Origin of the sequence: Dokdonia pacifica (assembly GCF_900188275.1) — a bacterium.
Taxonomy (GTDB): domain Bacteria; phylum Bacteroidota; class Bacteroidia; order Flavobacteriales; family Flavobacteriaceae; genus Dokdonia; species Dokdonia pacifica.
On record NZ_FZNY01000001.1, the window covers coordinates 696801 to 720585 of the forward strand.

A 23785-nucleotide genomic window follows, 5' to 3' on the forward strand; every position below is an offset into this window, starting at 1 on the left:
CCTGATTAATTAAACTCTTTTTCACTCCAACAATTCTCATATACTTTTTTCTCCAAATTCCATAATGCTTCTTGGCTGTTAATCTGCTTAAACATATCTATATCATTTTGAGAAACTTTATCAATATCAGCATTATATTGTTTGAGTAATTCAACATCATTCTTCTTCTTCGTTACATACATTTTAAATACACATCCGTTATCTTCTTTACCAACAATAGTCATTTTATCTATTTTGAATTCCGTAAGTCCTACAATAAGAGGTTTATTAAACCTATGTTCTGTTAAGCTATTATATGCATTTGTTATAACTGGATTTACATATAAGAGTAAAAGCTTGCGATTCCCTTTTTGAAAATATTTGAATAGATAAACAACATCGACAAGTAGTTTTCCCTTATGACATTCGAACACATACAATCCCTTTTGAAATGCAGATAATGCAGTCTCTAATTGATTATTTTTTTGATGAACCTTTTTAAGTGTCTTGGTATCTAGAAACAATTGATTGATAATATTAATAAATAACATGATATTATTATTAGTTCTACCTGCTATCCCCATCAAACTTCTTTGATCAGGATGCATTTTCATATTTCTAATATTACGTGCTCTATCAAAATCTGATTTCAAAAACGACAACTCATCGATAGCGCACATCTCATCAATTAACGTACTTAAATTTTTATCACGAACAACTCCTTTTTTGTTAGGAGGCAACTTTACATCAATGCTAAGTTGTTTTGCCTTTAGTTTTACAGCCATTTCCATTACTAACAATGCTTTTGACATTGCTTCATCATACATCGGGTAATGAAAATAAGAATGTGCCATTATATAACTTATCGTTATATACGATTTTACGATATCATCTGGGACATTGTCATGAAACTTTCCAACCACAACATATTTTTCAACAAATTCTTCTTTAGTTTTAATTCCTAAAGCATTCCATGTCTCATCTGACTCATAATATCCCATCCCCTAAAACACCTGATTAATTAAACTCTTTTGTAATGCTTTACTCCTTGATATTTTTTCTTCTAAACTAAAAACATTATTAGAAATTTTTTCAAGTTTTTCAGCAATTTTGACTTGATCTTCCTTATCAATTTTTGGAACTTTTACTTTAGCTAAATCTGAATTATAAATATGCATAACAGTTGCTCCTGTTCCATACTTGTTTAGTTGCTGTCTAACAAATTGTGAATTCATTAAATAACCTAAATAATAACCATCCATATCGTAAGGTCTAAACAATAAGGTATCACTTCCTGCGTAAGCTTCTATGTCATCAATAAAAGCAGCCGATTTACCTATTTCTGTTATAGTTTCACCCGAACCTGCAAAAAGAATATCATTCTTCTTGAGTAAAAAACTTTTCGCTTTGACTTCTTCTGAAATGAATGAATTGAAATTCCTAATTACCCTATGATGCTTAGTATATAATTCTCCATATCTGACACAAGGTAAACCTTGAGTTTTAACATCAGCTTTTGGTATTCCTTTTCCTTTTAATAACTCCCCAAGTTCGACTAATGGAACTAATTCACTTTTTTTAGAAAATTCATCTAAAACTTCACGAATAACTTTTCCTTTCAAAGAAATACCATGAATTTCATTTTCGATATTTGAATTTAAAGTAGCTTCAATCTTATTTAACGCTAAAATATCCCTCTCAACAACCTCATCCATCGCCCAAAGTAATTCTGCAAGTTTGGCTTGTTGGTCTTTGGGTGGTAGTAGGAATTCATATTTAGCAATATCCTTCCAATTGATATATGGGTTAACAGAACCTTTAGAGTTCTTAATTGAGTTTTCTGTAAAACCCTCAGACATCATTATAAAAGGCAATAATCTTTTGTCAATTTTAGTTTCATTTGCTTTTATTACAAATGTTGTATTGGAGGTTATACCATCAAAATCTGCAATAGCAACTTTTCTTAAATACGTTCTTCGTGAACCATATAAAATATCTCCTTTTTCAAACTTTCTTATGAAAGCAGGACCTAAATATTCATCTGTTAAATCTCCCCATTTTCTAATATGAAGATCTTTCGACCCCATATGCTCACCTTTAATATATCGTGTTAGATTAGTATTTTCACGGTCCACTTTACCCTTTTGTTGAATAGCAACATCACCAAACTTAGTTAGCTTCCACTTACTTTTATCTAAACAAAGTTCTTTATTTGTATTTTCTAATATTTCACACATTTAGTTAAGTAATTCAAATAGGTTATTCATAGATTCATTCAACCTTTTGCCATCTTCATTCCATTTTTTAAATGCTTTTGGAAATGAAATTTCATTTTCTGAATTATCTTTCTTTACATAAAAGTTGATATTCATATTACCATCAAACTCAAGTATTTCTTTAGTTGTTGCTACTTTAGAATAATGAGGAATATCAACAAAATCTTTATAAGCTTGATACATTTTATTAATATGGTCTTCAGTTAAATATGCTAAGCCTTTATTATCTATCACATCATCCTTTCCATTAACAAATAACACTTTACCTTTTCTCTCTTTTGTTTTATTAGTATTACCTATAAGTATCATAGCTTCCATTGGCGAATTATAAAATAAGTTTGCACCTAAACCAATAACAGCTTCAATTTGATCTTCTGCAACCATTTTACGTCGCATTTCAGCCTCCATATCTCTAAACAGAATACCATGAGGCCAAAGAATAGCAAAACGACCATTTTCTTTATCTAGACTTTTATGTATATGTTGCTGGAATGCATAATCTGCACATCCTTGCGGGGGTGTGCCCCAAAGGTTACGCCCAAAAGGATCGTTTGTAAATGCTTTTTGATCCCACGCTTTGATAGAATAGGGTGGGTTGGCCAGAATTACGTTAAAAGTTTTTAAAGTATCGTTTTCTAAAAAAGCAGGTTGTGCTAGCGTATCACCACGAATAATACTAAACTCTTCTATACCATGCATAAACATATTCATACGCGCTATGGCAGAGGTAATCAGGTTAATTTCTTGTCCGTATAATTTGAGGGTTCTGTATTCCTTGCCTTCATCACGTAAATGCAGGGCGCAGTTTAATAATAAACCTCCAGAACCACAGGTAGGATCGTATACGCTTTCTCCGGGTTGTGGGTCCATGATCATAGTCATGAGTTTTACCACGGTACGGTTGGTATAAAACTCGGCGGCGGTATGGCCAGAATCATCTGCAAACTCTTTTATTAAATACTCGTACGCATTTCCTAACTGGTCATCGGGTACGTTTTCTAAATTGAGTTTATGTTGTGAGTAATGTTCAATAAGATTGGTTAATGTTGCATCACTCAATCTATTTTTATTGGTCCAAGAGGCATCTCCAAAAATACCATATAAAGTTTCTGGATTAGCCTTTTCAATAGCGCGCATAGCATCTTGTATGGCGACACCAACATTAACCGTAGTTTCTCTTACGGTATTCCAATGGGCGTTTTCGGGGACTACAAAATGATGATGTTCTGCAAAAGCGGCATACTCTAAGTCTCCATCACTTTCTTGTAATGCTTTTTCAAACTCTTCATCATATACATCACAAATGCGTTTAAAAAACAATAACGGAAAGATGTATTGTTTATAATCTCCAGCATCTATGGTCCCACGTAATGCGGTGGCTGCTCCCCATAAATATTTTTCTAGGTTTTGTTGGGTCATTTAATTTGGAATATTATTTATAGTCTCGGTTTCAACAATCTTAACATTTAATATTTTTATTAATTTTTGTTTTAATAACTCTCTTCTTGCATCATAAAAGTTTACAAAATTTGAAAATGTAACGCTTTCATCAACTGGAAAGAAGTGCATATGTTTAAAAGCTAATTGTTCTTGTTCTGACGGGTAAGCTTCATCTAACCAAACATCTAACTTCTTTGCATTCTTTTGTTTATTCTCAACAGCTTCTATTAATTGTAAATTTGGCAAAGAATTATATCTTGAGATGTAAGCTTCTCTTTCATCAAAAGTTTCAATTCCAAATTTCTCTAATTTCTTATGGGTAAAAAAGGTTTTTGGATGCATATGATCTTGATGAAATTCATAACTTCCTTTTAAAGGATAAATCAAACTAAGAACCATAAAAGCAAATGAACTACCGTAATTAGTAGTTAATAGATGCTCTATATTATCTTCATAAAACTCTAAGGACTTATTACTCCCTTTGTATCTTTCTATTAAAGCTTCTAAAGGAAAATCTCCTTCATTTTGATTTATAATGTTTCTATAAACAGGATATAAACTATCTGGCGTGCCACCAAATACTTTTTTAAGTAAAGCGCGAATTAACCATTCTTTTATTAGTTTCCTGTTGTTTTCTTGACTTGAATGGTTTAGTAAATTAGATTCTGAAATACCACGTTTTTTAATAAAATAAGCAATGGGTATAATAGCATTATTTGCAGTTAACGCTTTATTATTGAAACCAAAATGATAGATTAGCTTTATAGTGGATGTAATCGCACTTGAAATATCATCCCATTCATCTTCAATCTTACTCATGTTTTCTGAGCTAAAATTGTCTACATGAAAACGAATATCTTTTATATTAGACAAAACAAGACAAGATTTTAACACAATATCTTTATTAAAAGAATACCCTCCTCCAATTGCGTTTATTTTATCTACAAATTCATGTATTATTTTTCTAGCATCTTTCTTTTTCCATTGCGCTGTTGCAATAGACAATAATAAATCAGAATAACTCAACTTTGTTCCTCCACTATTAATTCTAATAAAAATTTGAAGCACTTTATCTAGTTCTTCACTTTTCTCTAAGAAGAAATTTATGGTTTCATTTTCACAAATTACTTTGAATAATTTTGAAAGCGTATTCATTGAAAAATCAATTTCATTTTGAGTCCATAATGAACTATCCATTAATTTGTTTTTCACTAAAAATTGCATTACTTCGGTTATATCTTTAAATCCAAGAACATCACCTACTCTAAACCAAAAATACTTTTTTTCTGTTTCATGCTCATACCAATTCAAATCATCCTCTGACAAAAATTGAAAATCATATTCTCTATCTGAATCTGAAGATTTCTCTAACAAGTTTACATATAATTTCTTTGTAGGGAAAGCATAGTCACTACTCCATTGGTATTTAGGTAATTTTCTGGAATCACTTCCTTTAAGTCCAATATATAAAGAAGTTAGTCTTTGCTGTCCATCTAAAATTGCTATTCTATCTTTCTCTGAACTTATATCTGCTGGTTGATTATGTTTATTATCTCTTTGATGATAATCTTTCAGAAACCGATAAAACTTAAACTTATCAATATTTTCAGATTTTACTTTCCAAAATAAAAAAGTACTAATTGGATAGTCTCTCATTAAAGAATCAAACAATGTTTCAATTTGATAAGTTCCCCAAACAAACTCCCTTTGTATTGACGGTAGAATAAATTCTTGATCCTGTATAGCTGTGATAGCTTCTTTTATGGTTATTGGTTTTTCGTAAGCCATACTATATAAACTCTTTTAAAATCGTTTTAAATTTCTCCTCTGCTTTTTGACTTTCGCGCCAAGCGAGCTTTAAATCAGCTAAAGCTTCCTCAACACTTGGTAAATTATCTTCAATGATCTTTTCTACATATAAAGGGATATTCAAGTTGAAATCATTTTCTATAATCTCATCAATGCTTGCCACTTTCACATAATTCTCAACATCTTGATACGTAGCATACCAATCAAATAATTGGTTTACATGGCTTGTTTCTAGGTAGTTTTGCGCACGACCTATTCTTACTTGATCTGATCCATCAATAAACAGTACTTTATTTTTTTTTGAAGTTTCTTTATTTTGTTTGAATACCATCACACAGGCTGCTAATTGTGTCCCATAAAAAATGTTTGATCCCAAACCAATAACGGCTTCTAACAAATCATCTTCTAGGAGTTTCTTGCGAATCTTTCCTTCTGCCCCCTTTCTGAATAAAGCACCATGAGGTAAGACTACTGTCATACGCCCTGTACTATTCATAGATTTAATCATGTGCTGTACCCAAGCCATATCTCCATTACCTTTTGGTGGCACTCCAGCAATGTTTCTACCGTAAGGATCATTTGCCCAATTTTCTGCTCCCCATTCTTTTAAAGAGAAGGGAGGATTTGCAATTACACAGTCAAATGTTTTTAAACCATCTGCTGCAAAAAAAGCAGGATTTTTCAAGGTGTCTCCTCGGGCAATTTGAAAATCTTCTATCCCGTGCAAAAACATATTCATTCTTGCGATAGAACTGGACGTTAAGTTTTTTTCTTGACCAAATAGCCTAAGGGTTCTATAATCTTCTTTATTCTCTTTTAAATGATCTACACACTCTAAGAGCATGCCTCCTGTACCACAAGCAGGGTCGTAAATAGTTTCACCTTCATGAGGATCAAGGATTAATCCAAGCAAGTGAACTACAGAACGTGGCGTATAAAACTCTCCTGCTTTCTTATTTGTTAGGTCTGCAAAATGCTTGATTAAATATTCATAGGCATTTCCTAACATATCTGGTTCAACCAAAGAGTTAGATAAGTTATACTGCGAAAAATGCTCTATTAAATCTATTAATAATCGATCTGATAGTTTGTTTTTATTGCTCCATTGAGCATCTCCAAAAATGCCATACAATAACTCTTGGTTGGCTTGCTCAATACCTCTCAATGCTTTTTCAATCACGAGTCCGACATTAACAGTCGTTTCTCTTACATCTTTCCAGTGACACCCTTCTGGAATTTCAAATCGATGAAATTCTGGTAATGATGCATATTCAATATCTCCATCTGATTCTTCAAATGCTTGTTGGTATTCTTCATCATACACATCGGATAATCGTTTAAAGAATAGTAATGGGAATATATATACTTTAAAATCTGAAGCATCTACGGGTCCTTTAAGAATCCAAGCTGCTCTGGACAGGTATTGTTCTAATTGAGAGAGTGTAATCTTTTCTTGCGGCATTAATTAGTGTCTATTAGGTTACTATGTAAATATAAAAATCCCATACCACAACACATACTGTATTGCAGTACAATTTTATTTTGAATTTAGGGAGTGAATCTTGAAGTGTGAAGATACGCTTTTCTAGGAAGAACTATTTTACGGGTTTCCGTAAAGAACTGTTTCTAAAAGGGCTACAACAACTCCTCCTTACACATTCTACCAGGTACTTTGACAAACTCGCCATTTACTGTTGTAGAAGCTGTAATATACGCGCAGCTATCTACTATTTTTAGAATCTCTACATGAACAATGGAGACTTTAAACGTCGTATCTTTTTTTATAAAATCTGGGTCGTTATGGCTAGACTTATAGGTTAAATCATAGGTGCAATCACTGGTCCACTCAACGCCAACCACCACTTCTGAAGTTTCACCATTATAATCTACGATTTCTCTTTGCTCTTTTCCTTGTCGGATAATAAGTGTTTCAAAAGGAATATATTCTTCCATAGGAATAATAAAAGAACCTTCTTTAAAATCGGCGCAGGTTAATACACTTTGTTGTGCATGAAGGGTACACATAAATACTAGAAACAGACAACTAAAAATATACTTCAAAAGATTGTTTTTTGTGAAGATAGAAAAAAATAAAACCCTCTCTAATAAAAACTATTAGAGAGGGTTTAAAATGTGTGGTGTTTTGATTAATTGATTATCCTTTATTACTAATCTCAATGATAAACTTGACGGTAAGAGATCTAAATTCTTGATTAGCTAATCCTGCAAAAGGATTGGCTCCTTTAGATAAATTATAGGCTAATGACAAGGTGGTTTCTTCATTGATTTTATAGGAAGATCCTGCAGAAAAGGTATGTAATGGATTTATATCTAAGGTCGTATCTCCACTAATAGCTGATCGAGCATTTAAGTTGTAGCTCACAAATAGTATTTCTGGTTGCTTAAATTCCTTTTTAAACAGTCCATATAATGGAAAAGCTTCTATCTGAGTATTTACTTTTGCAAACAACACCTCTTCATCACCTCCTATATACCCTAATCCTGTACTATAATCAAATCTAAACGCTAGGTAATGCCCAAAATCTCCTTTCTGGTCATCATAGGGGAAAACTGTTTGCGTCTTAAATAACCAGTTTTTATTTCTAAAATCATGGTATTTAATACCTGCATGTGCTTGAAATGCTTCTTCATCTTTAATCAAATCTTTAGATTGTTTTAAACTCCCGCTTACCACAAACTGACCGTTGCCTTTATTCGGAATTTTCCCTAGGAATGTAAGACCAAATTGTCGTACATCTTGTTCCTTGTCAATTAAAGTATTCTTTTGAATTTCCCCAGTAACTCCTATGGAAAGATCTCCATCAAACCAATTCAGAGAAAACTCAGAATAGGCATTAATCAAATATGAATCAGGAATACTATCACCTGTTGGGAAACTCGCAATGAGTTGCGCTGGTTTACTTTTGGTAAATGCATTATCTGACGACTGCCCTAACTTTAAAGAAAAGTAAGGATTCGGCGTCGAATCTTTATCCTCTGTGTCCTGTGCTTTTATGGTCGCAAATGCAAAGACACATAAAATGATAATTAAGTTATACTTTTTCATAATATTTTACAATAACGTCTACGACATTTTTTACGGTTTTACATTTCTTTATAGGCGTGAGTGAGATTCGAGGAACTTGCTTACCAGGTTTTGTTTTTAATACTAGATTTTTAAGAATATGTTGACTCAACAATCGTAATCCATTAGTAGCTTCTACAAAAGGAGCTCCCATACGTAAGCCTTCTCTAAGATCAGATGTTCTTAAAAAAGGAACGTTTGTATTTCTAAAATCTCTTGATTTGTATTCTAAATTTCTAAACACAATTTCTTCAACACGAACATCTTTATCTATCTCTCGAATGATTTTCTGTAATGCATTTAAGGTTTTTGGATTTTGCGTTTGTCCCATTAAGCGTTTTAGGCCTCTCAATAGTAGATGCGCTTCTTTCTTATCTACTTCAAATGCTATTTTCATAATTCCCCATTTTTATATTTTGTTCAAATGTGGAAAGAAATCAAATGAAGAAACATACCCAATAGAGGGTATTTCCTATTCAACACACTCATAATCAGCCGTAAAATTTATAAAAAAGGTCATTTCGATACCATTCCATCGCTCTTCAATGCAACCCATTTTCAATGAGCCACTCAGCATCCTAGAATCTAATAGAGAGCAAGGAGTTTGAATGATGCAGAGATACGAAGTATTGTATCGAAGCCTCAAATTTGAAAACGAATCAAAGGTGACTGAGTGATTTCGAAGGATGAGAAATTATATCGAAGTCATCGACTATGAGAACCAAAAAATAGAGTAACACTCTAAATTAGAGTAATACTCTATTTTTGATTTAAGAATTGTGAGTCCGGCATTTCGGTACGATTCTATAATTGTGTGAAGCAATTATAGAATCACTCAATGTCCTATCATTGTTACAATGTAAGGTAGCTGAGTAATACAGAAACACGAAGTATTGTATCGAAGTTACTTTCTTGAACAACTATCGTCATATAACACACCCCTTACTCCCCTCTTTCTAGAGGGGAAACTCAGACTTATAAAATATTAGATTCAAAATCGGTATACATAAAGAAGTTGACATCTCGACATCATTTCGCAAAAGCAAAATACACCAAAACAAAAAAGCCCCTTCTCCCTCTGGGAGAAGGTTGGGATGAGGGGATTACAACGCCTCCTTTATCACTGCTTCTACCACTTCTGGATTCAGTAAGGTGCTGATATCCCCTAGTTGATCGCTTTCGCCGTGAGCGATTTTACGTAAAATACGACGCATAATTTTACCTGATCGGGTTTTGGGGAGACCTATTGTAAATTGGATTTTATCCAGCTTGGCAATAGGGCCAATCTTTTCTGTAATCACTTGATTGATTTCTTTACGAAGGTTCTCATGATTTCTAGTTTCGCCCGTTTCTTTTAGGATCACATATCCATACAATGCATTTCCTTTAATATCATGTGGGAAACCTACAATAGCACTTTCGGCAACAGCGGGGTGTTCATTAATAGCATCTTCGATGGGTGCAGTACCCAAATTATGACCTGATACAATAATGACATCATCTACACGGCCTGTGATTCGGTAATAACCGGTAGCATCTCTAAAAGCACCATCGCCGGTGAAATACTTTTTCGCGAAAGCGGAAAAATACGTATCTATATAGCGTTGGTGATTCCCCCAAATAGTTCGCGCCATGGATGGCCATGGAAATTTGATACAGAGACGACCGTCGACCTGATTGCCTAGAATCTCCTTCCCATGCTCATCCATCAATGCAGGTTGAATACCTGGTAACGGCAAGGTCGCAAACGTAGGAATAGTAGGGGTTGCAAATGGGATGGGACTAATCATAATCCCACCTGTTTCCGTCTGCCACCACGTATCTACAATAGGGCTACGTTTCTTACCAATATTATCATTATACCAATGCCATGCCTCCTCATTAATGGGTTCGCCTACAGTGCCCAAAACTTTCAACGAAGAGAGGTTATATTTTTCTACAAATTCTAAATTTTCTTTAGCCAATGCTCGTATGGCTGTAGGCGCTGTATAGAATTGTGTGATTTTATGCTTCTGGACTACCTCCCAAAACCGTCCCCAATCGGGATAGGAAGGTACGCCTTCATACATGACTGTAGTAGCTCCATTTGCTAGTGGTCCATACACAATATAACTATGTCCTGTAATCCATCCAATATCGGCCGTACACCAATACACATCGTCTTCTTGGTATTGGAATACGTTCTTAAAGGTATAAGCGCTATACACCATATATCCTGCGGTAGTATGCACCATGCCTTTAGGTTTTCCAGTAGATCCAGAGGTATATAGAATAAACAGTGGGTCTTCGGCATCCATCACTTCAATAGGGCAATCTCCAGAGGCAACATCTAGCAAAGGTTGCACCAAGTAATCTCGCCCTTCTTTCATAACAATATCTGAGTGAATCCTTTTTACAACGAGTACGTTTTCTATGGTAGGCGTGTCTTCTAGGGCTTCATCTACAATTCCTTTAAGATCTATGGTTTTGCTTCCGCGAAAAGAACCATCACTGGTAATCACCATGCTACACTCGGCATCATTAATACGAGTTGAGAGTGCCGTTGCAGAAAACCCTGCAAATACCACCGAATGAATCGCTCCAATACGTGCACAGGCTAATACTGCGATGGCAAGCTCAGGGATCATGGGTAAATAAATACAAATACGATCTCCTTTTTTAATGCCTTTATCTTTTAGCACATTGGCAAATTTACATACCCGTGTATGCAATTCTTTATAGGTAATATGTTCTGCTGGGTCATTGGGATCATTTGGCTCAAAAAGAATGGCGGTTTTATCTCCTCGGGTTTCTAAATGTCTGTCGAGACAGTTTTCTGTAATATTGAGTTGTGCTCCTTCAAACCAGCGAACTTCTGCCGTGTCTGGATTCCAATTTAGAATGGTATTCCATGGTTTTTGCCACACAAAATTATCTTGAGCAATTTGTGCCCAAAATTGTTCTGGCGCATCTACAGAATGTCGATATACTTGAAAATAATGTTCGAGGTTTTGGATATGGTATAAATTCATAAATCAATACATACATTTAGAATCACTAAAATTACCATTTTAAACAGATCAAAACAATCTTATTCGGTATAGGAATGCTATTAATTTTATTGCACCTCTTTTATGAAAATTTCTTTAAAATGGAATTATTAGATGTAATTTTCTTAAAAAAACATGCTTTTCATCTTCAAAATCACTCTATCTATAGGTTTTATCCATAAATAATGAGATAGATACCTATCTAGTTAAAGATAAAATAGTTATATTTCTGCTCCCAAACCAATTTGATGTTTAAAACCCCGAATATCCTCTTTGTTTTCTTCTGCTTGTTATGTACTTCTATAACAGCGCAAGACTTGCAACAATCTGAAAGTTTTAAGGATATTCCATACACCTATACAAATGTTCAAATAGATTCTATGATAGGTGTGTTACGTGATGATTTTCATAATGCTAATTATGATAAAATTATTGACAAAACGCCAGATCTTATTAGTAACGCACGTGATATTGAATACAAAGCTGGAGAAAGAGGGCTTATTTCTGTATTAGGAAATGCTTTTATTCAGATAGATGATACCGAAAAAGCAAGTGAAATTTTTAATGAAGCACTAGTAAAAGCTCAACAGCAAAAAGACACCTTATACATAGGAATATTAAATATTAATTTAGGGAATACCTACTTTAAAGAAGATCATCAACGGGCTATTACATATTTTGAAAATGCCTATAAAACTGGACAACAATTAAAAGATGATCGTTTCACCTTTATTTCTCTTAATAATTTATCCGAACTTTATGTAGGCATTAAAGACCCAGATAAAGCGCAATATTATGTTGACAAAACATTACCAATGGCGCTAAAATCAAAAGATTTAGAAGATAGAAAAGAAGAATATCTTGCTACCATATATCACGTGCAAGGAGGCATCTTTTTACTCAAAAAGCAATACAACCAAGCCATAGAATATCTTTTACAATCTATGGAGATTGGAAAAGATGGTGTCTATCAAGAAGAAACATTGCTTAATAATTACAAATACTTGATTGAGGCTTATGAAAATACAGAACAATACAAAGTTCTTAATGATGTAAGAAAAGAGTATGAGGCTTTAAGAGATAAGCGTTATGATACAGATAACATATCGCAGCAGCAACTTGCGCGATCTAAGTTTAATTTAGATCAATATGAACAACGATTAAAAGCTTCTGAGCTCGAAAAACAATTAGCACAACAAAAAGCATCTAGTAGTAAATTACTCTCTACATTTTCACTAATAGTAGGAAGCATTTTATTACTCTTTGTAGGGCTCTTATTGTATATGCGTAGAAAGCGTTTTAAATTATTAAAAGACTTAAAAGCTAAAAACCAACAATATTTAGAAGCCAAAGAAAAATCTGAAAAACTTACACAAGCAAAAACACAATTATTCTCTACGATTAGTCATGAACTTCGTACACCATTATACGGTATTATAGGTTTATCATCAATACTTCTTAAAGACCCTAAGCTTAAAGACAATCTCGAAGACCTTACTTCTCTTAAGTTTTCTGCAGATTACTTACTAGCCCTTGTAAATGATGTTTTAAATTTAAATAAGCTTGAATCGCAAACGGGACAACTCATTCAAAATAGCAATTTCAATCTAGAAACACTTATTCACAGTATTACACAGTCTTTTGAATTTATCAATCAGCAAAACAATAATGTAGTTTATATTGATATAGACCCTACTATTCCTAAGACGCTTGTGGGAGATCAAGTTAAGATTTCTCAAATATTAATGAACTTAGTGAGTAATGCCAGTAAATTTACGCAAGATGGACGTATTGATGTTATTGTAAAAAAACAGCGGGTAGACGATCAAAATATATCGCTACTGTTTATGATTAAGGATACGGGTATTGGTATTCCAGAGGAGCAACAAGAAAAAATATTTGAAGAGTTTACACAGGGCACTAACTTAAGTGAATATGAAGGTACAGGATTAGGGCTTCCAATAGTCAATAAAATTCTAGCGATTCTAGGAAGTAAAATCATGTTTGAAAGCACCTATGGAAAGGGAACGACATTCTCTTGTGTCCTTTCTTTTTCTAAAAGTATTATATCACAACAGAACACAGGGCAAGAAAATGTGTGCATCGAAAAACTACAAGACAAAAAGATTTTAATTGTAGATGATAATAAGATTAATCAACTTGTTACTCAAAAAGTATTAGAGCAACATGGGATGTCACATGGTATTGCTGACAACGGCCTTGATGCTATAGAAAAAGTAAAAGAACAATCGTATGATGCAATTCTTATGGATGTGAATATGCCTGTTATGAATGGGCTTGACTCTAGTAGAGAGATTCGAAATATTGGCTTAAACACCCCCATTATTGCACTTACAGCCATCAATGCTATTAATCCAGAAAAAGACTTTGGTTCTTATGGTATAGATGATGCCATAGTAAAGCCCTATAGAACAGAGCGATTACTAGAACTTCTGGTAAAGTATATCAATTAGTAAATTTCTTATATACGCTTTCAAAGAATTTATGACGTAGAAGTTTATACTGAGCTTGTCGAAGTGCGAAATCGAGCTTGCGAGACCTGCCTGCCGACAGGTTCACGACTAAAAGGAGAGTAAAACGATAAAGCCTACTAATGTGCACTCGCATCTCCAGCCCCACTAGGAATCCTAATGGTTTCTACAATTTCTTGAACTTCTTCTGGTGGATCTGGTGTAAAACGATTTACGATAAGCGCTACTATAAAATTAACTGCCATCGCAACACTTCCAAATCCTTCTGGAGAAATACCAAACCACCACTCTTTTTGAAGTCCAACTACAGCACTTTTCCCTCCATCAAAAACACCAAATTTAAACTTCAGCATATAAAAAATCATCAATGTAATACCGACAACCATTCCAGCGATAGCCCCTTCTTTATTCATCTTTTTATAAAAAATCCCTAACACAATAGCAGGAAAGAAGGATGCTGCAGCGAGTCCAAAAGCAAGGGCAACTACGGCGGCAACAAATCCTGGTGGATCAATACCAAAATACCCTGCAATGACTACCGCTACAGTTGCGGCACCACGTGCAATCCAAAGTTCTTGTTTATCTGTCAAGTCAGGTTTAAATGTTTTCTTTACTAAATCATGAGACACAGATGATGAGATAACAAGTAATAGTCCCGCTGCTGTAGATAATGCTGCAGCCAGTCCTCCAGCTGCTACCAACGCAATAACCCATGCCGGGAGGTTGGCAATCTCAGGATTTGCCAACACCATGATATCACGATCTACAGTAAGCTCATTTGCAGGGTGTCCATTTTCTGCTTTCGCGAAAGCGGTATACTGCACTTTACCATCGCCATTTTTATCTTCAAATGTAATCAGGCCTGTATTTTCCCATTTGGTGAACCATTCAGGCATTTCTGAATACGGTTGATCACTTACAGTGGTAATCATATTGGTACGTGCAAATACGGCTACTGCGGGTGCTGTTGTATATAAAATAGCAATCAATAATAAGGCTATTCCTGCCGATTTACGTGCATCTTTTACTCGCTTTACCGTAAAAAATCGAACAATCACATGCGGAAGTCCTGCTGTTCCTACCATAAGCGCCAATGTGATCATAAATACATCTATCTTTGATTTAGAACCATTGGTATATTGTGCAAATCCCAAGTCTTGTGAAAGTCCGTTGAGTTTATCTAAAAGATAGGTACCATCTTCTACGGTTCCACCCATACCTACTTGCGGGATTGGGTTACCCGTCATTTGAATAGAGATAAAGATAGCAGGAACCATAAAGGCAAAAATTAATACACAGTATTGTGCGACTTGGGTATAAGTAATCCCTTTCATCCCACCGAGCACTGCATAAAACAACACGATTGCCATACCAATAATCACTCCTGTATTGATATCTACTTCTAGGAATCTAGAAAACACCAACCCTACACCACGCATTTGCCCTGCAACATAGGTAAATGAAACGAGTAATGCACACAGTACCGCAACGACTCTTGCAGTTTTTGAATAGTACCGATCCCCTATAAAATCAGGGACGGTAAACTTGCCAAATTTTCGAAGATATGGAGCTAGTAATAACGCTAAAAGCACATAACCTCCCGTCCATCCCATGAGGTATACAGAACCGTCATATCCTCCAAAAGAGATAATACCTGCCATTGAAATAAATGAAGCTGCGCTCATCCAGTCGGCAGCGGTGGCCATTCCATTTGCCCATGGGGAAACACCGCCTCCTGCAACATAAAACTCTTTGGTAGATCCTGCGCGAGACCATATGGCAATACCTATATAAATAGCAAAAGTGACGCCTACAAGTATATATGTCCAGGTTTGTACGTTCATGTATGTAATGGTTTAATGTGATTGATATCTTTATGCTTTCGCGAAAATCCTCTCTGCCCCCTGGGCATCTCTCCCAAAGGGAAAGAGTATCCTTCTATAAAATAATATTTCGAATTATTCATCGTATCCATGTTTTTTGTCCAATCGATTCATTAACCAGACATAGACAAAAATGAGAATAACAAATACATAAATAGCTCCTTGTTGTGCAAACCAAAATCCTAGCGGAAATCCCCCTAAGCGAACAGTATCTAGGGTATCTTTAAAGAGAATGCCTGCTCCGTAAGAAACAGCAAACCATATCAAGAGTAAGATGAGAAGGTATTTGAGGTTTTTTTTCCAGTACGCCTTTGGCGTGTTAGGTGATGGTGTCATAAAGATACATAACGTATTAGGGTATGTAAATTAGTAAATTAAATCGTAACTTATAGTGTTACTATATTTAGAATATACATTCCTAAAGGAATTTATGGAATGGCTTAGGCAAACTATGTTTTAGTGCAATTCAGATTTTATTGTTGTGAGTTTAATCCTTTTTACACTTCTGTTTTGAACAATTAAATCTTTAAATGTATCCGATTTAATAGGTAAAGCGCTACAATTATATAATTCAGCTCCTAAGTCTCGTCTTTTTTAATTGTTGATTTTGAATTGTCCGATAATTTAAAATTTGAGTTTCGCATTTTTTTCAGATGTGCTTCTGGCCATAAAAAGTTATATTTTTCAAAATAATGCTCTAGATCAACACTCCATAACCAATCTCCATCAGATTTATTTGTCAGAAAATGTGAAATCCATTTATCCGAAAAAATACACTGAGTTTTATCAAGTAAAATATTTTCAAATTCACATTTTTTGAGATACTCCAGATAGATGTCTTTATTAGCTAAATCTACTTTTAAGTTCCAACATTCTTTTAAATATTTATTGGTAACCTCATAAATAACAACTTCACTTTCTCTTATATGTACTATCTCTCTCATTATTTTTTTACCAATCCTCAATAGTTAATATAACATGTATTTTTTAAAGAATATTTCATTAAATATTTACAACCTATAACTACTCGACGGGTTTTAGTTTTTCTAAGGATGTTGGGATTAGTTCAGAAACGGTTGGGTGTAATACGACCGAATCTTTAATAAGATCATAGGTTTTACCGGCATACATGACATTTAAAACACTGGTCACAATCTCATCTCCTCCAGTTCCTAACACACATGCGCCTATAATTTTTTGGGTATCGCCATCTACCAGTATGCTCATAAAGCCATGGGTTTCTCCTTTTTCTTTGGCGCGTGCAATTCTGGACATTTCGCGTCTTCCTTCCAGTACATTAATACCTTTTTCTTTGGCTTCTGTTTTGGTCATCCCACAGCGTCCTAATGGCGGATCTACAAAAAGACCATACGTCATAATACGATCGGAAACCTTTCTGCTTTTACTTCCAAAAATATAGTCTTCTACAATCTGAAAATCATTGTATGCTGTATGTGTAAATGCTCCCTTGCCATTACAATCGCCCATCGCAAAAACGCCTTCTACATTGGTACGGCAATAATCATCTACTTCTATAAATCCTCTTGAACTAGTTTGTATAGTAGTATTTTCTAGTTGTAAAGTATCTGTATTTGGTACTCTCCCGATAGCTAATAGCAAATGTGATCCTTTTACAGTTGTCGTATCATTAATAGTTAATGTTACCTCATCATCTTGATAAGAAGGCGTTATTTTTTTGGCATTAAACACAAAGTTGATTCCTTCTTCTTTTAAGAATGTATGTATGCTATCACTTACTTCTTGATCTTCTCTTTTAATGATACAATCGCCTCGTTCTATAATCGTTACTTCACTTCCAAAACGTTTAAAGATTTGTCCAAACTCTAATCCTATATAACTTCCGCCTACAATGACTAAGTGTTTTGGAAGCTCTGTAAGCTCTAAAATAGATTGATTGGTAAGGTGTGGTATTTCTTTATATTCTGATGGCACAAAAGGTCTTCCTCCTACATTAATTGCAATCGTTGGTGCTGTAATTTCTTCTCCATTTATAGAAACTGTGGTGTTATTTATGAAATGGGCTTCGCCTTTGTAATACGTAATATTTTTATGGTTTTCTACACCGCTAGTAATGCCTTTTACAGATTTTGCAATAAGCGCATCCTTCCTTGCTTTAATCTTAGGCATATTGCTTTTAAAGCTTCCCGAAAAATCAACACCTAAGGACTCACTTTGAGAGATGTCCCACATTCTTCTAGCACTTGCTACATAGGTTTTGGTAGGGGTACATCCTATATTTAAACAGGTTCCTCCTAGATGTTCTTTTTCTATAAAAGCTACTTTCTGGCCTTTGCTTGCCATTGAAAATACAAGCGGTGTTCCTGCTTGTCCTGATCCTACAATAATGCTATCAAATTGTTTCATCCGCTTTGTTATGAATGTTGTATGGTTTTAAAATTTCCCGGCAATGCTACTTCCAGTAACTCCAAATCTTCTGCTATGTTTTTAAATGTATATTTCATATCTGGTGGAATGACAAAAGCATCGCCTTCAGTAAGTGATTGTATTTCTTGATTTTCTACTTCTAATATCATTGATCCTGATAATATAAAGCTAAACAAAATATCTGTTGTATGACTTATGGTTTTTGTTTCTTTAATTGCCTGAATAGGTTGTATTACCTGCACAGAAGCATCTCCTTGGGTGGCTTCTTTAATTCCGCTTTCGCGAAAGCGGAAACCTTCTAAACGCCAATGATCCCAGGTTGCATCTTTTAACTGATGATGACAAAACCGTTGTCCTTGAAAAAGACGATCAGGATTGTAAGTTTTTGTAGGGAGTTCTACATCATGATCTATCGTTGTCATATGTTCTGCGGGAACTCCTATTTCTATGACTTCTAGATTATCTGAAGACTCTAATACTCTATGGCGTATTTCTGGGGGTTGTGTCACACAATCTCCTGCTTTTAAAATAAAGGGAGGACCTTGATCTTCATATACGAGTTTTACCCAACCGCTTTTACAAAATATGAGTTGAAAACCAATAGTATGGTAATGCACCATATCAGGTACAGGGCCTCCATTAGGAATTCTAATATGAGAGGCTATAATACTACCTCCTAGTCGGTCGGGGATCAGGTCACGATAGAGCATGCCCGCACGACCAATAACCCATGAAGCGCCATCTGTAAGTTTACGTACTTCAAAATGATGCTGTGTACTTGGTGTTACCAGTGTTTGGGTTCTGGGCAGAATATGAATCACAGCACCATTGGGTGCTGTGAGTTCTGTTTTTCCTTGAGCAATCGTATCTGGGTAGTCTGTAATAATATTGATGACTGCCGGTGGGCTTGTTACTCTTTTGTCTAATATCACATGTATTCCAAATCCAGAAAGCATGGCTACCGCAGGATCATCTGCTGGGAAGATTTTATCTAATCGAAACCCCAATTGGATAAAGAAATCCATATCTGCTGTCAGGTCTTCTGATGGCAAACGCAATTGTGCGTAGGATTGGTTTGGATGGTATGTGCTCATACGTTTTTCAATATTATAATAAATGCAAATAGAAAATAATAGACTTTTGCATGTTTATATTATAGCAAGTTGTTATTCTTTATTAAACAAGTATATATCTCCCTTACCGTCTTTACATTCTATAAAGAATTGTTCTGGTATTCCTTTATCAAAAGATATACAGGTGATTAAATCTTTATCACAATTATCTTCTTTAGAAGGTAAAAATACAATTTGATTATTTTCAATTTTTTCAGGCAAATCATATTTCATAGTTATATAATAATTACCTAAATATTTATTTTTTTCACTAAATACTAAAATCTTATTAGTTGCTCTTTTTGACAATCCCCAGAGTCTAGACGAAATAACTATTTTGAAGTTCTCATTTTTGCCACATATAATTCCTAAATATTTCAAATGAGTTTCTATTCCATCAATTTTATTCCATTGCCCGAAAACATATATACTATCAATACTATTTTCACTCAAAACTTTTTGATATGACACATTACTATCTATTTGTCCATATATATTCAATCCAATAAACGATAAGATAAAAGACACGTATAATTTGAGACTCATTATTACAAATTGATTAAAAATTGTTGAATAATGTTATTAATATCTAAAGTGATCTTTCTTTTTTTCATTGCCAAAAAAAGAAACAGATTCCCGCCTTCGCGGGAATTGAAAATCTTGTATTGCTACTCGATATTAGGTTGTGGGGTGAGTCTAAGATACGGTTTTACTTCTGTATGTCCTTTAGGGAATAATTCTGGAATTTGCTCATTGGTTACAGAAGGTACAATGACACAATCATCTCCTTGTTTCCAATTGGCTGGTGTGGCTACTTTATGGTATGCTGTCAATTGTAAAGAGTCTACTACACGAAGTAATTCATCAAAATTCCTTCCTGTTGCAGCTGGATACGTAAGGGTTAATTTTACTTTTTTATCTGGACCTATTAAGAATACAGAACGCACTGTTAACGTACTATCTGCATTAGGATGAATCATATCATAAAGGGTGGCTACTTTACGATCTTCATCTCCTATAATTGGAAAGTTTACGGTGGTATTTTGAGTTTCATTAATGTCTTTAATCCATCCGTGATGCGAGGCAACACCATCTACACTTAGTGCTGCAACTTTTACATTACGTTTATTGAACTCGTCTGTGTATTGTGCTACAGTTCCTAATTCTGTAGTACATACTGGGGTATAATCTGCTGGGTGTGAAAATAAAATTCCCCAGCTGTCTCCTAACCATTCATGAAAATTGATATCTCCTTCTGTAGTAGGTGCTGTAAAGTCTGGCGCGATGTCTCCTAATTTAATTGTGCTCATTTTTTTAAGTTTTAGTTGAATCTGTATGATGCATTGTGAAGTTCTAATACATCATGGGATTTGATTTCTTTCTCTTTCGTCGAATAAAGATATGAAAGTTATCAGCGCAGGAGTGGTTTATTTTCGCGAAAGCGTGACTAAAAAAAGAGGAGCTAAAAAATCACAATCCGTAATCTAACGGAAGGGCATCGCCTAGACGTTGTTGTCCCATAAGACCACTAAAAACCAAAGCGTCTGGTGGATAGAAATTTCCAAAGCCATCAATGGTATAATGTGTATATTTTGCGCGAATATCAGAGCGTTTTTTCTTATCATATAGGATCGCTACTGGGTCTGTAAGTTGTACTTTTTTTATGCCTAAGGTGTCACTTACAATAAAATGTGTTTTAGGGTATGCGGGTAATCCTTTTTTATAAATGGTAAAGTCTTCTTCATCCCATTTCTCTGTTGCGACCGTTCTCATAAAATGCAAGGATGAGCCTTCGTATACTTCTTGTCTTCTTTTCTTATATCTTCTCACATCTTTTTTCTGATCAATAAAGAAGCTAGTCCCTGCATAATAGGATTGTTGTACATCAAAAGGTGAAAGTGATTTTCTGAAATAGGAAATCTTGCAATCATAGAGACGGAAACGTATTTCATATCCTAGATATGGATTTTTTACACGCAAGATCTCGTTGGAACTTACGATAAGTTGTTTTTTGGAAGCATTATAACGTAATCTAAGTGCATCTTCATTCAGAATTTTACAGGATTGCCCCGCCTTTGTTCTTCCTAAAAACTGCGCCCGAAATGCTATAAGCATTTGCTCTCTCGTAAATAATGGTGTAGCAGTTACGACTACCTCATCAAGCGATTCTTCTTTAGGGAGAAGGTAAATAGTTAATGGTTTTTTTCCTGATGCATTAAGTACAACATCTGTATATCCTAGATAGGTGACTACAAGTTGAGAGGTGCTTGTTATTTCTGTGTATAGTGAAAATTTACCTTGCTCATTGGTAATGCCTCCTATGGTGGTGCCTTCAAAATATACAGAGGCACCTAGCAAAGGTTCTTTGGTTACACCATCGTATACGATACCGCTTACTGATTGCGCATATAAACTTCCATAAAAGAGAAAACAAAAGATGTAGAATAGTGCTTTCATAGAACTATCTAAGTTACAACTTACTGCTTAAGTTTGATAACGACAACTCCGTTTTTACCATCTTTGCCATAGGCTGTAGTTGCTGCTTTGCCTTTAATGACGTTAACACTCTCTATATTGTCTGGAGAAATGCCTAATAGTCCTTCCTTAGCTTCTCCATTCACAAATTTTTTCTCTCCATTTTTATCAATAATTACATACATAGGGCTTTTCCCATCTTTTGAAGCGCTACCTCGTAATACGATTCTTGGATTTTCACTAATAGGTGTGGTTAATTTAAAGACAGAAATATCTCCATCTTTTCTTAACTCTTTGAGTTTTGATTGTTGACTTGCTGTGAGTTCGTTTTTGATTTTGATGAGCATTTTAAGGCGCTGATTTTTTAGTTTTTGTTCCATTGCTGAAATCTTATCCATTGCAGCAAGTGCTGTTTTTTCGTCTACTTTACTTTCGGAAATTAATTTATTAAGATCTACTTGCATCGCGTCTAAATCCCATTTAGTAGAGTTAAATAGTGAGATATTGTCATTATAAATCTTTTTAATAGTACTTACCTGAGCATCTGAAAGCTCTAATTCAGATCTGTATTTTAATACGGTTTCTGCAGAAAATAACTCGCTTTGAAACGCATCTTGTGCTGACATGGTTCCACATGCTATGATGCATAGTAATAGTATAAATAATTGTTTCATTGTATATATAATTTAATCGTTAAAGTCGTTTATTAATGATGCTGTAGATGATTCCCAAGAGAATACAGAAGGGTCTTCAAGAAGCAATGTTTCTGTAGTTGATTCTTGATTTTCTATAGTAATTACTAGTGCTTCTTCTTGTTCTGTCGTTTTAGGGTTTTTAGTCCATACTCCAAACCCTAAGAGAAGAGAAGCTGCAATACCAATAGGCAGTAAGTATCTTAACTTTGAAGTTTTCTTTTCTGGAAATACCTCTTCAAATTCAGGAATTGTATGTTTTGAATCTTCTTTGCGCATATCCTCAAAAAAGGATTTGATATCTTGGTTTTCTGTATTCATACGTTCTCTTTTAATACTAAAGTTCTCATAGTTTCTTTACCTCTTTCATAATGAGTTCTGACGGTGCCTATATGTAATTGAGTGATGGTTGCTATTTCTGTTAAGGTCATATCATGATAAAATGCCAGTAACAATACTTGATGTTGTCTTTCGGGTAATTGTTTTAAAAGTTTTTTATAATCAATGGTATGAATCTCATAGGGAGTATCTTCTATTCCTATTTTTACATTTTCTAAAGACTCATAGGTTTTTTTCTTTTTTAAATAATCTATTGCCGTAAATCGAATCACAGAAAACAACCATGTTTTGAATGTTGATTTCTCTTTAAAAATAGCTTTCTTGTCTACTATTTTTAAATAGGTGCGTTGTAATACTTCTTTACCTTCTTCTTGATTGTAATAACAACAGTGACTTGCCCATAAAAAAGCATCTTTATGGTGTTTTTTTAACAACGTAGCCAACTCGTTTTTATTCATTGTTATCTATTAGTCTATTAGATAGACTTCATATATGACATGAAAAGTACTTTTTTTATAGAACTTATTACAAATTGATTTAATTTAACACATAAGTTGCTGTTTTTAAGTTTATTATACCTAATTTAATGTAGCTTTAATTTTAAAACACATGATTATGTTAGACAAATTTTTAAACTTAGAAGGGGTAACTCCATTGGATGAGGAACAACAAAAAGCAATCGTAGGAAGTCTTTGTCCTCCTGATTGTCAAGGTCCACCTCCATACACACCCACTGGAAACTGTTGTTAAACTTCAGCTCGTTTTACG

General features: G+C 34.4%; 22 protein-coding genes. 2 read left to right on the forward strand and 20 right to left on the reverse strand.

Features of this window, described 5'->3' with window-relative positions; translation table 11 throughout:
* Positions 1-5 precede the first annotated feature (5 nt).
* The 9 genes from CHB80_RS03115 to acs form a co-directional block, all read right to left on the reverse strand.
* Complete coding sequence (locus tag CHB80_RS03115) at positions 6-980, reverse strand: hypothetical protein (protein ID WP_089369961.1); 975 nt, start codon at positions 978-980, stop codon at positions 6-8.
* Between the two features lie 3 nt (positions 981-983).
* On the reverse strand, positions 984-2216 hold the full coding sequence (locus CHB80_RS03120) for a restriction endonuclease subunit S (RefSeq protein WP_089369962.1): 1233 nt from the start codon (positions 2214-2216) through the stop codon (positions 984-986).
* A complete protein-coding gene (locus CHB80_RS03125; RefSeq protein ID WP_089369963.1) occupies positions 2217-3674 on the reverse strand; it encodes a type I restriction-modification system subunit M in 1458 nt (485 codons plus the stop codon). It lies immediately after the preceding gene.
* The gene (locus tag CHB80_RS03130) at positions 3675-5483 is read right to left on the reverse strand and encodes a DUF262 domain-containing protein (RefSeq protein WP_089369964.1); all 1809 of its coding nucleotides are present in this window, start codon (positions 5481-5483) and stop codon (positions 3675-3677) included.
* Position 5484: 1 nt separating this feature from the next.
* Positions 5485-6966, reverse strand: coding sequence for a type I restriction-modification system subunit M (locus tag CHB80_RS03135; protein WP_089369965.1), 1482 nt, complete (start codon positions 6964-6966; stop codon positions 5485-5487).
* Between the two features lie 173 nt (positions 6967-7139).
* Complete coding sequence (locus CHB80_RS03140) at positions 7140-7565, reverse strand: hypothetical protein (protein ID WP_143337034.1); 426 nt, start codon at positions 7563-7565, stop codon at positions 7140-7142.
* A 94-nt stretch (positions 7566-7659) separates the two neighbouring features.
* The gene (locus CHB80_RS03145) at positions 7660-8571 is read right to left on the reverse strand and encodes a hypothetical protein (protein ID WP_089369967.1); all 912 of its coding nucleotides are present in this window, start codon (positions 8569-8571) and stop codon (positions 7660-7662) included.
* Positions 8558-8986, reverse strand: coding sequence for a hypothetical protein (locus CHB80_RS03150; protein WP_089369968.1), 429 nt, complete (start codon positions 8984-8986; stop codon positions 8558-8560). The genes CHB80_RS03145 and CHB80_RS03150 overlap by 14 nt, the downstream gene beginning before the upstream one ends.
* Before the next feature lie 706 nt (positions 8987-9692).
* Positions 9693-11600, reverse strand: coding sequence for an acetate--CoA ligase (gene acs / locus CHB80_RS03155; RefSeq protein ID WP_089369969.1), 1908 nt, complete (start codon positions 11598-11600; stop codon positions 9693-9695).
* A gap of 266 nt (positions 11601-11866) precedes the next feature.
* On the opposite strand from acs, the gene CHB80_RS03160 reads away from it, so the two are divergent.
* Entirely contained in the window at positions 11867-14092 is a 2226-nt protein-coding gene (locus tag CHB80_RS03160) for a response regulator (RefSeq protein ID WP_089369970.1), read from the forward strand.
* A gap of 137 nt (positions 14093-14229) precedes the next feature.
* On the opposite strand, the gene CHB80_RS03165 is transcribed toward CHB80_RS03160, so the two are convergent.
* The 11 genes from CHB80_RS03165 to CHB80_RS03215 form a co-directional block, all read right to left on the reverse strand.
* Complete coding sequence (locus CHB80_RS03165; RefSeq protein ID WP_089369971.1) at positions 14230-15954, reverse strand: sodium:solute symporter family protein; 1725 nt, start codon at positions 15952-15954, stop codon at positions 14230-14232.
* A gap of 114 nt (positions 15955-16068) precedes the next feature.
* Positions 16069-16329 carry a DUF4212 domain-containing protein gene (locus tag CHB80_RS03170; RefSeq protein WP_089369972.1) on the reverse strand — a complete coding sequence of 87 codons (261 nt, stop codon included), beginning with the start codon at positions 16327-16329 and terminating at the stop codon, positions 16069-16071.
* Positions 16330-16571: 242 nt separating this feature from the next.
* A complete protein-coding gene (locus CHB80_RS03175) occupies positions 16572-16937 on the reverse strand; it encodes a hypothetical protein (RefSeq protein WP_089369973.1) in 366 nt (121 codons plus the stop codon).
* A gap of 79 nt (positions 16938-17016) precedes the next feature.
* A complete protein-coding gene (locus tag CHB80_RS03180) occupies positions 17017-18378 on the reverse strand; it encodes a mercuric reductase (RefSeq protein WP_089369974.1) in 1362 nt (453 codons plus the stop codon).
* Between the two features lie 8 nt (positions 18379-18386).
* Positions 18387-19493, reverse strand: coding sequence for a cupin domain-containing protein (locus tag CHB80_RS03185; protein WP_089369975.1), 1107 nt, complete (start codon positions 19491-19493; stop codon positions 18387-18389).
* Positions 19494-19565: 72 nt separating this feature from the next.
* Complete coding sequence (locus CHB80_RS03190) at positions 19566-19982, reverse strand: hypothetical protein (RefSeq protein ID WP_143337035.1); 417 nt, start codon at positions 19980-19982, stop codon at positions 19566-19568.
* 197 nt (positions 19983-20179) lie between these two features.
* Positions 20180-20821, reverse strand: coding sequence for a peroxiredoxin (locus tag CHB80_RS03195; protein WP_089369977.1), 642 nt, complete (start codon positions 20819-20821; stop codon positions 20180-20182).
* 160 nt (positions 20822-20981) lie between these two features.
* Entirely contained in the window at positions 20982-21968 is a 987-nt protein-coding gene (locus CHB80_RS03200; protein WP_089369978.1) for a carboxypeptidase-like regulatory domain-containing protein, read from the reverse strand.
* A gap of 20 nt (positions 21969-21988) precedes the next feature.
* On the reverse strand, positions 21989-22660 hold the full coding sequence (locus CHB80_RS03205) for a Spy/CpxP family protein refolding chaperone (protein WP_089369979.1): 672 nt from the start codon (positions 22658-22660) through the stop codon (positions 21989-21991).
* 12 nt (positions 22661-22672) lie between these two features.
* Positions 22673-22999: a hypothetical protein gene (locus CHB80_RS03210; protein WP_089369980.1), complete on the reverse strand. Its 327-nt coding sequence runs from the start codon at positions 22997-22999 to the stop codon at positions 22673-22675.
* Positions 22996-23475, reverse strand: coding sequence for an RNA polymerase sigma factor (locus tag CHB80_RS03215; RefSeq protein WP_089369981.1), 480 nt, complete (start codon positions 23473-23475; stop codon positions 22996-22998). The genes CHB80_RS03210 and CHB80_RS03215 overlap by 4 nt, the downstream gene beginning before the upstream one ends.
* Positions 23476-23632: 157 nt before the next feature.
* Here CHB80_RS03215 and CHB80_RS24985 point away from each other — a divergent pair, with 157 nt between their 5' ends.
* Positions 23633-23767: a hypothetical protein gene (locus CHB80_RS24985; RefSeq protein WP_262486166.1), complete on the forward strand. Its 135-nt coding sequence runs from the start codon at positions 23633-23635 to the stop codon at positions 23765-23767.
* Positions 23768-23785: the final 18 nt, after the last annotated feature.

What these genes read in the sequence shown, in the direction of transcription:
- CHB80_RS03115 (WP_089369961.1), bottom strand. Translation starts at nt 980, where the DNA reads ATGGGATATTATGAGTCAGATGAGACATGGAATGCTTTAGGAATTAAA.
- CHB80_RS03120 (WP_089369962.1), bottom strand. Translation starts at nt 2,216, where the DNA reads ATGTGTGAAATATTAGAAAATACAAATAAAGAACTTTGTTTAGATAAA.
- CHB80_RS03125 (WP_089369963.1), bottom strand. Translation starts at nt 3,674, where the DNA reads ATGACCCAACAAAACCTAGAAAAATATTTATGGGGAGCAGCCACCGCA.
- CHB80_RS03130 (WP_089369964.1), bottom strand. Translation starts at nt 5,483, where the DNA reads ATGGCTTACGAAAAACCAATAACCATAAAAGAAGCTATCACAGCTATA.
- CHB80_RS03135 (WP_089369965.1), bottom strand. Translation starts at nt 6,966, where the DNA reads ATGCCGCAAGAAAAGATTACACTCTCTCAATTAGAACAATACCTGTCC.
- CHB80_RS03145 (WP_089369967.1), bottom strand. Translation starts at nt 8,571, where the DNA reads ATGAAAAAGTATAACTTAATTATCATTTTATGTGTCTTTGCATTTGCG.
- CHB80_RS03150 (WP_089369968.1), bottom strand. Translation starts at nt 8,986, where the DNA reads ATGAAAATAGCATTTGAAGTAGATAAGAAAGAAGCGCATCTACTATTG.
- acs (WP_089369969.1), bottom strand. Translation starts at nt 11,600, where the DNA reads ATGAATTTATACCATATCCAAAACCTCGAACATTATTTTCAAGTATAT.
- CHB80_RS03160 (WP_089369970.1), top strand. Translation starts at nt 11,867, where the DNA reads ATGTTTAAAACCCCGAATATCCTCTTTGTTTTCTTCTGCTTGTTATGT.
- CHB80_RS03165 (WP_089369971.1), bottom strand. Translation starts at nt 15,954, where the DNA reads ATGAACGTACAAACCTGGACATATATACTTGTAGGCGTCACTTTTGCT.
- CHB80_RS03170 (WP_089369972.1), bottom strand. Translation starts at nt 16,329, where the DNA reads ATGACACCATCACCTAACACGCCAAAGGCGTACTGGAAAAAAAACCTC.
- CHB80_RS03175 (WP_089369973.1), bottom strand. Translation starts at nt 16,937, where the DNA reads ATGAGAGAGATAGTACATATAAGAGAAAGTGAAGTTGTTATTTATGAG.
- CHB80_RS03180 (WP_089369974.1), bottom strand. Translation starts at nt 18,378, where the DNA reads ATGAAACAATTTGATAGCATTATTGTAGGATCAGGACAAGCAGGAACA.
- CHB80_RS03185 (WP_089369975.1), bottom strand. Translation starts at nt 19,493, where the DNA reads ATGAGCACATACCATCCAAACCAATCCTACGCACAATTGCGTTTGCCA.
- CHB80_RS03195 (WP_089369977.1), bottom strand. Translation starts at nt 20,821, where the DNA reads ATGAGCACAATTAAATTAGGAGACATCGCGCCAGACTTTACAGCACCT.
- CHB80_RS03200 (WP_089369978.1), bottom strand. Translation starts at nt 21,968, where the DNA reads ATGAAAGCACTATTCTACATCTTTTGTTTTCTCTTTTATGGAAGTTTA.
- CHB80_RS03205 (WP_089369979.1), bottom strand. Translation starts at nt 22,660, where the DNA reads ATGAAACAATTATTTATACTATTACTATGCATCATAGCATGTGGAACC.
- CHB80_RS03210 (WP_089369980.1), bottom strand. Translation starts at nt 22,999, where the DNA reads ATGAATACAGAAAACCAAGATATCAAATCCTTTTTTGAGGATATGCGC.
- CHB80_RS03215 (WP_089369981.1), bottom strand. Translation starts at nt 23,475, where the DNA reads ATGAATAAAAACGAGTTGGCTACGTTGTTAAAAAAACACCATAAAGAT.
- CHB80_RS24985 (WP_262486166.1), top strand. Translation starts at nt 23,633, where the DNA reads ATGTTAGACAAATTTTTAAACTTAGAAGGGGTAACTCCATTGGATGAG.